Source organism: Staphylococcus durrellii (assembly GCF_015594545.1).
Taxonomy (GTDB): domain Bacteria; phylum Bacillota; class Bacilli; order Staphylococcales; family Staphylococcaceae; genus Staphylococcus; species Staphylococcus durrellii.
The window spans coordinates 1350132-1364520 of record NZ_JADIIO010000001.1 but is presented as its reverse complement, the minus strand read 5'-3'; the positions used below and the strand labels follow the sequence as shown (position 1 = coordinate 1364520).

Below are 14389 nucleotides of genomic sequence, written 5' to 3'. Positions count from 1 at the left end.
TATATTTTAGTTAAGTTGTTTAAGCACTTTATCTAACACAGTGTCTTCTTTATTAGCTTTTTGTACTAATTGTAATGTGAATTTGTCGTTTGTTTCTTTATCAAACTTACCAGTAGTTGATAAGTTATTTTTTTGTTGGAATGATTTAATAGATTGTTGTAACTCAGAATCAAAGTTCGTTGATTTATTACTTACATTATAACCTAAAGCCTTAAGTCCAATTTTTATTGATTTTATATTTTTATTATTATCATGTAACTGGTATGCAGTTTTATCTGGAATCACGGTTAATGACTGGTACTCTGGTTCTTTAATTTCAACGTTAGGTTTTATACCTTTACCATGAATATAATGCTTATGTGGTGTTAACCATTTTAATTCAGTATATTTAAGTAAGGAACCATCTTTAAATTCTTTTGTAGTCTGTACAATACCTTTACCAAATGTTGTAGTACCATAAATTTTTGCCTTATGATAATCCTTCATTGCTCCTGTAAAGACTTCAGATGAGCTAGCTGAACCCTTATTAACTAAAATAGCGACATTCATATCTTTTGCTTCTTTAAGCGCATCATTAGGTGCTTTAATCGATTCCTTATGCTTACCTTTTTCTAAAGAAACTACGGCTTTATTTTTATCGATAAAAATATTAGCCATTTTTACAGCTTCATTTAAAAGGCCACCAGGGTTATTTCTTAAATCTAACACGATATTTTTCACACCTTGTTTATGTGCTTTGATTATTTTTGATTTCAATTCGGCAGAAGTTCCACTTTGGAATTTATTAATCGTAAATACGCCAATGTGTCCATGTTTATTATATTCAACGCTTTTAACATGAATCGTGTCACGTTTAATGCTGATATCATGATGTTGACTACTACGTTCTACAGTTAACGTTACTCTTGTTCCTTTCTTACCTCGTACTTGTTTTACCACGTCTTCTAATGGTTTACCTTCCACTGACTTACCGTTTACCTTAGTAACGATATCTTTAGGTTTAATGCCTGCTTTTTCAGCGGGTGAACCTTTCATTGGACTTGTTATTTGAATCGTATTATGTTTCTTTTGCATCTCTGCGCCGATACCGACGAAGTCACCAGAAACATCTTCATTAAAAGATTTTGTTTGTTCTTTTGTCATGTAATCAGAATATGGATCATGTAGCTTGCTCACCATGCCTTTAATAGCTGCATCTGAAAGTTTTTTTGAATCAGTAGGTTCATAGTATTCTTTATCAAGTGTTTTATAAGCTTGTTCAATTTTTTTGACTGAAGCACGTTGTTCACTATTTAGCCCACTTGCCCAATGACTTATGGCGATTGTAGCAAAGACTGTGACACCGGCTGTTATAACAATAATACCTATCAACATTACTATAAACGTTCTCAATTTAAAATGAACGTGTCGCTTTTGTTGATTTGATATTTGCTGTTCTTCATTATTTTCTGGCATTTCATCACTTCCTAATAGCTTATGTATTATACATAAATTTAGTGAAAATAAAAGCGGCTGGGATAGAACCTAAATAGATTTACCCCAGCCCCCAATTATTCTACTGTAATATAATAATATAAATATAATGTAAATCTCAAATAATATCGCTATCTAGAACTTTAACCATTCTAAATATTCATCGTATAGATCATCAAAGACAGACATGGATACAGTAAAGTCACCATGTGTTTCAATATATTCAGAAAGTAAATTGAAGTCTTTTTCGTGTTTAGGAAAGGACAAATCATCAAAAATTTCTTCTGCTAATTCGCCTTTATCATTTTTACGTCCTCTGACCGTTAAAGCAAATTGATAGAATGAATAGTTTTTCATTATTTCATAGTCACATCTACAATTTTTGTTTCGCCTTTTACAACGTCTTTAGCTTCTACAAAATTAACTGTGGCTGTTTGATCTGAATTCGTAATAATTATTGGCGATGTTGTAGATTTAGCATTGTTTTGAATAAAGTCTTTATCAAATTTTAAGATAGGGTCACCTACATTTACAGTGTCTCCACTTTCAACTAAGATTTCAAAACCTTCACCATCTAATTGTACTGTATCTAAACCGATATGAACTAACAATTCCAAACCGTTTGTGGCTTTTAAGCCAATCGCATGTTTGGTTGGGAATACATTGTCGATCTTACCTTCAATTGGAGAAACTACTTCTCCTTCATTTGGTTTAATACCGAATCCTTCGCCCATCATTTTTTGAGCAAAAACTGGGTCTGGAATATCGTCTATTTTTACATATTCACCTGTGATTGGTGCATAAATTTCTATTTCTTTATTCGCTTCTTGCCCTTTACCAAATAATTTTTTAAACATACTAAATCCGCTCCTTAATTATTGAAATGTGGTATCAAATCACCATAGCCTAGTTCTTCTAATTTATCGTAAGGGATAAATTGTACTGCCGCAGAATTAATGCAGTAACGTAAACCACCAGACTCTTTAGGTCCATCATTAAATACATGACCTAAATGACTATTTGAGTCTTCAGATCTAACTTCAGTTCTAATCATGCCCATTGATTTATCGACCAATTCGATCACTTCTTCATCATTTAAAGCTTTTGAAAAACTTGGCCAGCCACAATCTGATTCGAATTTCTCTTCAGAAGTAAATAATGGTTTGCCTGATAGCTTATCTACATATATACCTTTGTCAAAATGATTCCAATAGTCATTTTGAAATGGCGGTTCTGTACCGTCTTCTTGTGTTACTAAATATTCCATTTCGGTTAATTCATCTTTATTTTTCTTAATCATGTTGTTCCCCCCAATGCTTTTCAATAAACGCTTTTCTACCTGAACCACGTTGATATTGTTCATAGTGTAACGGGTTCTTTTTGAAGTAATCTTGATGGTATTCCTCTGCTGGATAAAAGTTTTTGTAAGGCTTTATTGGTGTGATAACAGGTTTATTAAAAATTTGTTGTTCATTTAATTGTTGAATTTTATGCTCAGCAGCTTTTTTTTGATTTTCATCATGATAAAAAATTGCCGGTTCATAATGCTCACCACGGTCAAAAAATTGACCTGAATTATCTGTAGGATCAAAAGTTTTGAAATAAATATCTAAAATATTTTCGAAGGAAGTTATTTCAGGGTCGTAAGTGACTTGAACAGCTTCCACATGTCCAGTTTGGTTGGTACTAACTTGTTCATAGGTAGGATTATCAATGTCTCCACCGCTGTAACCTGAGACTACGTCTTGTATACCTGGATAAGATGTAAATGGTTTAACTAAACACCAAAAACACCCTCCTGCTAAAGTTGCATATGCCATAATAAGCCTCCTAAAATTATATCTTGTCATAAAATTAACAATAAATTAAATGTTTTGCTATTAAACTGTTTGAAAATGTAACGATGTAATGAATTTATTTTTAAGATTTTAATACGACTAATCCTATGGCGCCTTGTCCTGTATGAGTAGAAATAATAGGCGTTGTTGTGTTTACATCAAAATCAGTGAAATCAAATTCTTCTGAAAAATGCTTTTTGATTTTATCAACAAAGCCCATAATATTAGCATGAGCAATACCTATAGCTCTAATATTATGATTTTCAATAAAAGCAGCGACCTCTTTTTTTAAGAATTGAATGCTTGAATTCTGTGTACGTGAATTGTGCACAAGTTCAATTTTGCCATCTATTAAAGTGCCAACTGGTTTGATTTTAATCATATTACCAATCAAACCTTTTGTTTTGCTGATACGACCTCCTTTAATAAGTTGGTGTAATTGACCGATTACAACGTAAAGTTGGATATTTTTTTGCAACTCAATAATTTGTTTTTCAATGTCTTCAACTGCTAAGTGTTGCTGTTTCAATTCGACTATTTGTTTGATTTGATATCCAAGACCAAAGGAAATAGATTTAGAATCTATAACAGTAACTTTACTCTCTGTCATATGACTCGCTTGGACGGCAGTTTGGTATGTACCACTCAAACCAGAAGTCATATGAATACTTATGATTTCTGAGCCATCTGCACCAAGTTTGTCATATAATTCGATAAATTTACCAATTGGAGGCTGGCTTGTTTTAACATCAGCATCAGCCTCTATTTTTTCTATAAATTGTTCAGAAGTGATATCAACTTGATCAATATAAGGTTCGCCATCTATCGTTAGATTTAGTGGTACGACATGTATATCATTGTCTTGAAGATATTGTTTTGATAAATCAGAGGTAGAATCTGTAACTATTTTTAATTCTGCCATAGGTTAACCTCCTTGTTGTGCTTTACGGACTAGATGTAAAAATGTATGTGGAAGTGTGTTTTTTTCATCTATTGTCCCTGGAACTGATGATTCAACTTCCCAATCTTCAAATGTATAAGTAGGGAAAAACGTATCCCCATTAAACTTATCTTCTATTACTGTAATATACATATCATCCACGACATCTATTAGTTCTTCAAATAATGTCTGTCCACCAAAAATAAATATATGTCCTGGTAAATTATAAATTTCATCAATTGAATGAATGACATCTACACCTTCAACAGCAAAAGATTTATTTCTTGTTAATACGACATTTTTTCTATTAGGTAAAGGTTTACCTATAGATTCGAATGTTGCTCTACCCATGACGAGTGTATGACCGGTCGACAATTGTTTAACGTGCTTTAAATCATTTGGTAGATGCCAAGGCAATTGATTGTTGATACCTATAACACGTTGCTGGTCATGAGCCACTAATATTGAAAGTGTCATAAAATTCTCCTTTTTAAGTTTGGTAAATGTTATTAAACCGCAATTGGTGCCTTAATTGCAGGGTGTGATTCATAATTTTCTAGCGTTAAATCTTCATAATTAATATCAAAGATAGATTTATTGCTATTTATTTTAATTGTGGGTGCTTCATAACTGTCACGTTCTAACTGAGTCTCAATTGCTTCCATATGATTTGAATAAATATGGGCATCTCCAAAAGTGTGAATAAATTCGCCTACTTCAAGGCCACATTCTTTTGCGATTAGGTGAGTAAGCAAACTATAACTAGCTATATTAAATGGGACGCCTAAGAAGATATCTGCACTACGTTGATATAATTGGCAACTAAGTTTGCCATCTTGTACATAAAATTGAAATATCGTATGACATGGCGGTAAAGCCATGTTATCTATTTCTGCAGGATTCCAAGCTGAAACAATGTGTCTACGAGAATTTGGATTAGTTTTTATTTGTTCAATAACGTTAGCTAATTGATCGATATGGTTTCCGTCTTTATCTTGCCAATCACGCCATTGCTTACCATAAACATTACCTAAATCTCCATATTTTTCAGCAAAATTATCATTTTCTAATATTTGTTGTTTGAATTTAGCCATTTCTTCTTTGTAAATAGCATTAAAATTTTCATCTTTTTGAGCTCTATGTCCAAAATCTGTCATATCTACTCCATGATAATCATCGGATTTAATATATTTTTCAAAGGCCCATTCATTCCAAATATTGTTCTTATATTGTAGTAAATATTTAATATTAGTATCACCTTTTATAAACCATAATAATTCGGTAGCAACTAATTTAAATGATACTTTTTTGGTTGTTAGTAATGGAAAGCCATTAGATAAGTCAAAGCGTAACTGATGTCCAAATTTTGATATGGTACCAGTGTGAGTTCTGTCATCTTTAGATTTCCCTATTTCTAATACTTCTTCACATAAATCATGATAAGATTTATCGAAAGCATTTAACATTAAAATACACGCTCCTCTCAATAATAAGCTACTTAATATTAATAATATTGCATATTGGCATTGATTTAAAGTAATTATATATAGAAAATGCGATTGACTATACTTGCCAATCGCGAAAAATTAAAAAATTTGTTAATTTTTATTGATATTACGAACAATGTTCGTCAAATGCATCTTTAATATCCATACAAATATCTTGGATGTCGCGTCCTTCGATATGTTCTCTAGGAATAAAATGCTTAAGTTCAGATCCTTTAAACAACGCGTATGATGGACTTGAAGGTACTTGTTGAATATAATCTCTCATTTCTTGTGTAGCTTCTTTATCTTGCCCGGCAAATACAGTAACTTTATGTTGTGGTTTACTGTCATTTTGTTCAGCAACTGTAACAGCAGCAGGTCGTGCTAAACCAGCAGCACAACCACATGTAGAATTTATAACTACAAAAGTCGTCTCTTCATTTGATACATTGTTCATATGTGCTTTAACTGCATCTGGTGTTTCCAAACTCACAAAGTCATGTGAAGTTAATTCTTCACGCATTTGTGTCGCTAATTCATTCATATATGCTTCATAAGCGTTCATATTAATACACTCCTAAGTTTAAATAATGATTTGTGTTATTTATTATTTCTGTTGGCAATTTGTTTCCAAACTGAGCCTAAAGCTTCGTCACCATTTTCAATACGTGAGACTGCCATTTCAATTTGTAATTTAACTTCATATGCATCGTCATCCATATGTGCTTTTAAACTATCTAATTGCTCTGGGCCACCTTCGTCAAATAAAAACATAGCCGCTCGCCATCTTACGATTTTTTGTGGATCGTCTAACGCTTTTTCCATTTCTGGTAATGCTTGTTTAAATCCTAAGTCACTCAGACAGTCTCCAGCTGTTCTTCTAACAGCAGGACTTTTGTCATTTAAACCTTTATATAGATAAGGTAACACTTGTTCGTCTTCTAGCATACCTAAAAGTACTACGGCTTCACGACGTAGTGGTGCTTTTTCCTCATCACTTAATACGCTACCAAGCAATGGTAAATCTTCTAATGTTGGTGTTGGAAATTGTTTCAACATACGTAATCTATCTTTCCACTTTTCAGCACTGTTATATTCCTCTAATGTCACGTGTATATATGTTTTTTCAGGTACAACGATATTAGTAGCTTGGGCGTCACTTACTAATTTATCTAATTGTTCTTTTGGATATAACGCTGTTATCTCGTCACTAATCTCAGCCATAATATCATCAAATTCTCCATATCTTATGCCAAAGTCTTCCCATTTTCTTAAGAATACAACGTTATCGTTTTCCTTTTGAGCTGCAAGCATGCTATCAACATATATTTCTGGTAGTTGTTTACGTTTTTCTTCATCGTTATTAGAAAGTTTAATCTGATAAGGAATTCCTTTAAACATTAATACTTCTGCTTGTATTTCACCAAAGTGTTCGTCTGGTATTGCTTCTTGGGATTCATTTAACTCATCGTTTAATGTAGTGGTGATTTGTGGTAAAATTTCTTCCCAATCTGCCCTAGGTTGTTTATCTACTGCTAGAAAGTCCATAACGTGAAAAATAGATTTAACGTCATCTAATGCTAACAAATCATTAATAAATTGAGGTTGCCCTTCTTTTACAGCTGTATAAGTATTTGATTTATTATCTTCTCTTTTTTCGCTTAACACTATTTTCATTGTATTTGGACTTGGTGTGGGTTCTACTCGTACAATTTCCATAAATGTTACCTCCTTATTGTAAATTATTCCCGATTTGTTTAATTTGTTTGCCTATAGAGCAATCATTAATACAAAAATGATGGGCATAAGTCTTTCCGTGTATTTTTCTATTATGAGTTTTGAGCATACATTGATGGCAATAAGTATTCATTAAATTATCAATTGCCACAATAGCTTCTTTTTCAGAATAAGTTAGAATTGCTATTCACACTCCTATATTTAAATAATACTTTATAGTATTTGTACATAAGTTTTATGTGTAGCTATTTATATAACTAATAATTCTTTATTAGTTCAAAACAAGCAATTAATCACATTATAGCATTTGTAAGTTAGAATGTTGAATGCAAAAGGTTGTACATTGTAAAAGGTTAATATAAGTTGTTTAAATTTTTACGATATTGCAATTTATAAGGCAATCTATTAAAATTAATGAGTTGCGTTTTGCGGTTTCTAAACACCCGCTTAATCAAAATTTAGGAGGAGTTATAATGTTTTTTAACGAGTTATTTGGTGTCTTTACCTTTTTAGTGACTTTTGTATTATTAGTTATAATGTATAGAATGTTTGGAAAGCATGGTTTAATTGCATGGGTAGCAATGGGAACCATAATAGCTAATATACAAGTAATTAAAACTATAGATTTATTTTCAATTTCTGCAACTTTAGGTAATGTGATGTTCGCGTCGATTTATTTGGCGACAGATATTCTTAATGATATTTATGGACGCAAAGTAGCAAAGAGAGCTGTATGGTTAGGTTTTAGTTCGACGTTAGTTATGATAATCGTTATGCAATTATCGCTACACTTTACCCCTTCTCCAGTAGATACATCTCAACACGCCTTGGAAACAATTTTTAATGTAGTGCCAAGAATTGCATTAGGATCTATCATTGCTTATATTATTGGTCAACATCTTGACGTTATGATATTTTCTCTGATAAAAAAAGTATTTAGTTCTGATAAAACTTTTATCATAAGAGCATACGGTAGTACATTATTTAGTAATATTATAGATACTGCGCTTTTTGTATTAATCGCCTTCGCAGGAACAATGCCAAACGCAGCGGTATTTGAAATTTTTATTACGACATATGTGTTGAAACTTTTATCTACTATATTTAACGTTCCTTTTGGTTATATTGCAAAATCAATGTACCGTAAAGGTAAAATTACAAGTAAAGATGAGGGTTATTAACTCTGAGAAGAGATTGAATTTATTCAATCTCTTTTTTATATAATAGTTTTGTGATTTGCCGTAGTAATAATTCGAATGTTGTATAACCTTCACTATCTAAAAAGTGTCCTTTATGCGGAACTAATATAGTATAGATGGCTAATGATATTGATAATCTTTGAATTGCCTTTATACTAACGATTAGATTTGCCGTTGCGCCTATTACACTAATTTTCTGTGCGAGTATATTATCTACTGCAATGTTAGTCTATGAAATCAAGTTGTCTAATTCTAGCAAATTTGATAAGTGTTCATTAAACCCGGAGATGAGAAATAACACTTTGATAGTTATGCGAGACGTTTTACGCGATAAATAGTCTAATAATGTAATGCCGCTAGACTATGAGCAACTATAACTGTTTCATTAGTTAATTTACCATCTAAATAATCATCTAGGTTTTGAGTCCATTGTTGACATTCCGGTTGATTTGAATTTGGTAGTTCTAAAATTTCCGCTGAATAATCGTATTGTAACATTGTTGATTTTAAGCATTGTAATCAATAGCTTACAGTATTGGCCTATAAGCGTGAACAATAAATAAATTTTTCATAACAATTTCCTTCTCGGTTAAATTTAGTTAATACAATTTTCACTTTACGGTATCATAATTTAACGTGAGACATAGTGAATTGTAATATACCGGATGCATAATAGTGCGAGTTAATTATTATGGTTATCAGTAATTTGCTACAATTAAGTTAATCTAAGTTAAGAGGTGTAAATAGTGGCTAAAATTTTTTTCGATGCAGCAACAAGTGGCAATCCTGGTTTAAGTAGCTGTGCGGTTGTTATCATAACAGAAGAAGAACGCTATATTTTTAAAAATGACTTAGGCGTATTAGATAATCATAGTGCCGAATGGGCTGCATTTGAATTTGCATTACAATGTGCAATTAATTTAAATGTTGCAAATGCGTTAGTGTATACAGATTCAAAGTTAATTGAAGATTGTATTAATGATGAAAAAGTAAAAAATGTTAAATTTAAGGCTTATTTAGATAACATATTAAGACTCTCTGATAATTTTGCATTAATGTTTGTTAAATGGGTACCACGTAATCAAAATAAAGAAGCAAATCATTATGCACAGCAAGCCCTATATAAATATACACAACAAAAAAAGAAGCAGTAAAGACGATATAAGTCCTTCTGCTTCTTTTTGTTTATTTGAAATGTGTTGCCAAATATTTACCTGAAACATACAATTCATGTTCTTTACACACATCTAAAGCATTTGTTAGTGAAGTACCAAATTGCATCTCTGGCAGTAATTGAGCAATGTTTAATGGAACTTCAGTATGAATTTGTGCTAATGTTTTTGATGTTTTTAAATTATCTAAATCAGCAGTTATTTTCTTTTGCTGTCCAGCTGTTAACTCGTTCGTAGCCGCAATTACATTTTCTACTGAGCCATATTGTTGAATTAACTTAATAGCTGTTTTTTCTCCGATACCTTTAACCCCGGGATAACCATCTGCACTATCTCCCATAAAGGCTTTAATGTCTATTAATTGTTTTGGTTCTACACCATACTCGTCTAAGAAGCGGTCTAAAGTATAACGGTTATATATATTAAATCCTTTTTTTGTTAGCCATATTTCAACATTTGAATTTATGCATTGTAAAATATCCCTGTCACCAGTGATTATATAAATTTTATTATCATCTGATAAGTGATGTGCTAACGTTCCTATTACGTCATCCGCTTCGTAATTTGTTACTCCGATGTTAACAAAACCAAATTGATCTGAGATTTCTTTCACAAAATCAAATTGTGGAATTAGTTCTTCTGGTGGCGCAGGTCTATTTTGTTTATAACCTTCAAACATCTCATTACGAAAAGTTTGTTGCCCCATATCCCAACAAACGGCAACGTGAGTTGGTTTAATTTCTTTTAAAGCTGTAAATACATGACGCACAAAACCTTGTACACCATTTGTAGGCATACCTTGTGAATTTTTCATAAATTGATTGTTTAAGCTTGTCGCATAAAAGTGACGAAATAGCAAAGCCATGCCATCGACGAGTAAAACTTTATTAGACATTATAATAGCCTTCTTTCCTTTTATTACAAAATTTTAGTTAAGTTCTTATTTGTTGCTTTTAAAGATTTAATTAAATCATCGTCTAGTTTAAATGAAAGTAATTCTTGAACTTGATATTGAATTTCTTGTTCTAATTGTGCGTTTATTTCATTTACTTTATCAGACATATCTATAACTACATGGTTAAGGCCTTCTCTCAAATCTGCAATTTCTGGTTGTAATTGTTTTATTGTTTCTTCAGTGATTTCTTCTTGAATTTGTTGTTGCACGTTAGGTTGTATTAATTTTTTCTTAGTTAAAGATTTAGGTAACGTGTTTAACATTTCATAATAATCAACTCTTAAATAAGGTTCATCTAAACGTAAAAATGTTGCATCAATTTCTGGTGTTATAAAGACGTGTAGGTTTTCGAGTTTTTGTTTTATTGGAGCCATTTCGTTGATATATTGCTCTTCAAAATGCTTTTTTATTCTTTCTACTAGCAATGATTGTTCTAAATATAGACGTTGATGTATCTGATCTAAATAAATTTTCGTAGCTTTTTTCTTTTCTTCGTTAAAATCACTGCTTTTAGTCATTTGACTATTGAAAACCGAACGTACTTCATCACGCAGTTGAATTTTTAACCTTTCTACCAAATGATAAAGTTGATCTTCTACTTCGTTATCTGTACTATTATTCACATTTTGCATTAATGATGAGTGAATCACATTTTTATTATCATATTTACGTAACTTAGCAGTTCTTTCTTCAATTTGTGCTTTATTAGTTTCATATTCATTAATCATTTGCTCATAAGCATTCGATATATGTTGTAATTGATTATGCATTTGATCTTGTAATATATATTTTGATTCTATAACAGTAAAATGTTCTATATCATCACGTAATGATTTCATTTCTCCGTCATTACCTTTTAATGATGCTCTACTTGAAACTGAATAAATTGCTGGATCTAAATTGACTTGTAACAAGGCGCTTCTTACATAATCATATACCGCTAACAAATCTTCTTCCGTCTCTGCTAAGTCAACAGCATTAATAACCATTTTGAAAGCTTGATTTGAATTTAATTGGTTCATATCTTTCATATGTTCAATGAACTTCTTATCATTATCAGTAAATGCATGGTTGAAGTAACTTACATAAAGTATTAAATCAGATGAAGTCAATACTTTTTCGGTTTCATTAGTATGTCGCTGGTTATTTGAATGTAAACCTAATGAATCCACGATAATTTTGTCCTCTAACCAAGGTAAAGGCAATTTTAGATGAACTGTATTAACAAATGTGGCATATTCATCTTTTGCACTCCATTTTTTTATTTCGTCTTTTGCTATTTTATGGGTTAAGCCTGATGCTATTTTATCACGATAGTCAGTATAGTGTTTTTCAATGGCATTAACAAAGGCAAGCTGATTTTTTTCTAATTGTTCCTTTAATTTGTTACTTACAGAGTCGACATAGGCTTGGATTGTATTAAAAGATTGACCTGTTACTTCATATACATTGTTTAGTTCCTCTAATAATTGAGCTTCTGATTTTAACGTAATTTCACTATTCTCACCATATGAAATTTCAGTCATCGCGGCGGTAGTAGGATTAGGTGAACTCACTAAATAATTACCACCTAATAATGCGTTTATTAAACTACTCTTTCCTGCGCTAAAAGTACCAAATACACCTATTTTTACAATTTTGTTATCCATACGTTTAATCGTATTAGATATATCTTGCTTCGTTTGTTCAAACAATGGTATTTGTTCGATAAGTGATAAACCTTGTTTAATTTTACTTGTTTGGTCTTCTTTGGCTACTGTTGGTTGATCTTGAGACTTCCTCACCTGTTTTTGTTGTTCAACTGACTGATTTAATTCGAACATGATTTCTTTACGGTCAATGAGTCTATCTAATGAATCATCAATGTGTATATAATAATGTCTATAATTACGTGTAGTTAAAGATTCTCTCAAATTACGTAGAGCAATGAAATTTTCATAATCATTAAAATCATCTTGATATTCATCATTAATATCTGCAGCATGTGACAGTTGAATAGCTTTTTTAAATAATGGATCGGAGTCTTTTTTGATAAATTGTTGTATTGCTTTTAATACTTCATCACAAAATGTTAGTACGTATTGATTACTAATACTTATTTGTTCTTTATAAAGATGTGTAATTAAACTTGGTTCTATCACATAATGTTGATTTAAAATGGCATCATTTACTTCTGAAGAGTTTATAAATCTTGTTAAGAATGACATGTCTTCTCTTAATGGCTGCCTAATTTGTTGATTAACTTTATCTTGTAAGTGTTCTATAACTAAATTTAGGCGCTCTTCTTGAATTTCTAATGCTTTTTTCTTTTTATTAAATAAACCACCAACTTTAAATTGTTTACTTAAACTTTCTAAATAATTTCTAATTAATTCACGTGTATCATGAGTCATGATATAAGCATTTTCTAAAATATCTTTTCTTTTATGGTGTAAAAAGTTATATAACTTATCTGAATCATTTAATAGCTGTGCTTCTTCACTTACTTCTTGATGTTGTTGAAAATTAATATATGCCTGATCAAAATCCTCTTCTTCAATATCTAATTTAGTTAACGTGTCTTGAATTTCATTTTGAATGTAAGACAATTGTTCCTCTGTAATAAATTTTACAATACGTTCAACATAGTCTTCGAGCGCTTCTCTATGCTTATCTTTCTCAATAAGATAAGCAGATAACGCATTAATTTCGTTATTTGGATGTTCAAATTTAGATACGTAAAATATTGCATCTAAATTAATGTCCCACTCATTTACGGATTTTTCTACACGTTGTTTGAAATCATCAAATTGTAATTCTTCGTCATTATGTTTATCGATCTGATTAATAACAAATACAATAGGTACGTTAGCTTGATTTAATTGCTTCATAAATTGGAAATTTAAAGCAGATTGTACATGGTTATAATCCACTGTATAAAAGATTACATTACTTGTGTACATAAACTGCTCAGTACTTGATTGGTGCGTAGAAACATTTGAGTCTACACCTGGAGTGTCTTGTAATGTAAACCCTTTATTGAATTTTGTCGAAGGAAATTTAATCTCAATCGATTCAACCTCAACATTTTGTCTATTCATTTGTTTGACTTCATCATAAGAATTTAACAATGTGTATTGTTTATTACTTAAATTAGCAATAAGACCTGGCTCATCATCGACTGAAACGACAGCCGTATTACTCGTTGTAGGTACTGGAGAACTTGGTAAAATATTTTGTTCCAATAACAAGTTGATTAATGTGGATTTACCTGCAGAAAAATGACCTACAAATGTAGCGGTATATTGATTTAAGTAAACCTTTTTAATAACTTGATTAATAATATGAATCAGTCTATCATTACTTGATTTCTCTACTTCTTTTTTTAGTTTGTATAAAATGTCGAGTTGCTCTGTGTTACCCATTTGCCAAAGTCTCCTTTAATGCTTACTTATAATTATTTATATTGTATAACAAATTAACTATTGTCTAAAGTGTCACTTAAGTTTAACAAAATAATATAAAATTATTAGGTCCTTATGTCTATTTAAACATAAAAATCCCGTATATATAATCAATTTTCGATGATTATATATACGGGTTAGTGTG

16 protein-coding genes are annotated in these 14389 nt (G+C 31.1%); 2 read left to right on the top strand and 14 right to left on the bottom strand.

What is annotated here, in order from left to right:
• Positions 1-6: 6 nt before the first annotated feature.
• From ISP02_RS06675 to ISP02_RS06625, 11 genes are all read right to left on the bottom strand, one after another.
• Positions 7-1455, bottom strand: coding sequence for a S41 family peptidase (locus ISP02_RS06675; protein WP_195720807.1), 1449 nt, complete (start codon positions 1453-1455; stop codon positions 7-9).
• A gap of 153 nt (positions 1456-1608) precedes the next feature.
• A complete protein-coding gene (locus ISP02_RS06670; RefSeq protein ID WP_195720806.1) occupies positions 1609-1830 on the bottom strand; it encodes a YozE family protein in 222 nt (73 codons plus the stop codon).
• Entirely contained in the window at positions 1830-2330 is a 501-nt protein-coding gene (locus tag ISP02_RS06665) for a PTS sugar transporter subunit IIA (RefSeq protein ID WP_195720805.1), read from the bottom strand. Before ISP02_RS06665 ends, ISP02_RS06670 begins: the two co-directional genes overlap by 1 nt.
• Positions 2331-2344: 14 nt before the next feature.
• On the bottom strand, positions 2345-2773 hold the full coding sequence (msrB, locus tag ISP02_RS06660) for a peptide-methionine (R)-S-oxide reductase MsrB (RefSeq protein ID WP_195720804.1): 429 nt from the start codon (positions 2771-2773) through the stop codon (positions 2345-2347).
• Entirely contained in the window at positions 2766-3293 is a 528-nt protein-coding gene (msrA, locus tag ISP02_RS06655) for a peptide-methionine (S)-S-oxide reductase MsrA (protein ID WP_195720803.1), read from the bottom strand. The genes msrB and msrA overlap by 8 nt, the downstream gene beginning before the upstream one ends.
• A 100-nt stretch (positions 3294-3393) precedes the next feature.
• Positions 3394-4233, bottom strand: a complete 840-nt coding sequence (locus ISP02_RS06650) for a DegV family protein (RefSeq protein WP_195720802.1) — start codon at positions 4231-4233, stop codon at positions 3394-3396.
• Positions 4234-4236: 3 nt separating this feature from the next.
• Complete coding sequence (locus tag ISP02_RS06645) at positions 4237-4728, bottom strand: dihydrofolate reductase (RefSeq protein WP_195720801.1); 492 nt, start codon at positions 4726-4728, stop codon at positions 4237-4239.
• Between the two features lie 32 nt (positions 4729-4760).
• Positions 4761-5717 (bottom strand): thymidylate synthase, encoded by a 957-nt coding sequence (locus ISP02_RS06640; RefSeq protein ID WP_195720800.1) that lies wholly within the window; start codon positions 5715-5717, stop codon positions 4761-4763.
• A gap of 148 nt (positions 5718-5865) precedes the next feature.
• The gene (brxA, locus tag ISP02_RS06635; RefSeq protein ID WP_195720799.1) at positions 5866-6303 is read right to left on the bottom strand and encodes a bacilliredoxin BrxA; all 438 of its coding nucleotides are present in this window, start codon (positions 6301-6303) and stop codon (positions 5866-5868) included.
• 35 nt (positions 6304-6338) lie between these two features.
• On the bottom strand, positions 6339-7457 hold the full coding sequence (locus ISP02_RS06630) for a conserved virulence factor C family protein (RefSeq protein WP_195720798.1): 1119 nt from the start codon (positions 7455-7457) through the stop codon (positions 6339-6341).
• 13 nt (positions 7458-7470) lie between these two features.
• Entirely contained in the window at positions 7471-7662 is a 192-nt protein-coding gene (locus ISP02_RS06625; RefSeq protein WP_328806063.1) for a zinc-finger domain-containing protein, read from the bottom strand.
• 286 nt (positions 7663-7948) lie between these two features.
• Between ISP02_RS06625 and ISP02_RS06620 the strand changes: the two genes are divergently transcribed.
• Positions 7949-8656, top strand: a complete 708-nt coding sequence (locus tag ISP02_RS06620; protein WP_195720797.1) for a queuosine precursor transporter — start codon at positions 7949-7951, stop codon at positions 8654-8656.
• Between the two features lie 357 nt (positions 8657-9013).
• Here ISP02_RS06620 and ISP02_RS12985 read toward each other — a convergent pair whose 3' ends face one another.
• Positions 9014-9172 (bottom strand): alpha/beta hydrolase, encoded by a 159-nt coding sequence (locus tag ISP02_RS12985; protein ID WP_235980496.1) that lies wholly within the window; start codon positions 9170-9172, stop codon positions 9014-9016.
• A 248-nt stretch (positions 9173-9420) separates the two neighbouring features.
• Here ISP02_RS12985 and ISP02_RS06610 point away from each other — a divergent pair, with 248 nt between their 5' ends.
• Positions 9421-9828, top strand: coding sequence for a ribonuclease HI family protein (locus ISP02_RS06610; RefSeq protein WP_195720796.1), 408 nt, complete (start codon positions 9421-9423; stop codon positions 9826-9828).
• Positions 9829-9859: 31 nt separating this feature from the next.
• Here the strand turns inward: ISP02_RS06610 and ISP02_RS06605 are convergent, their stop codons facing one another.
• On the bottom strand, positions 9860-10741 hold the full coding sequence (locus ISP02_RS06605; protein ID WP_195720795.1) for a 5'-3' exonuclease: 882 nt from the start codon (positions 10739-10741) through the stop codon (positions 9860-9862).
• 23 nt (positions 10742-10764) lie between these two features.
• Positions 10765-14205 carry a dynamin family protein gene (locus ISP02_RS06600; RefSeq protein WP_195720794.1) on the bottom strand — a complete coding sequence of 1147 codons (3441 nt, stop codon included), beginning with the start codon at positions 14203-14205 and terminating at the stop codon, positions 10765-10767.
• Positions 14206-14389 lie beyond the last annotated feature (184 nt).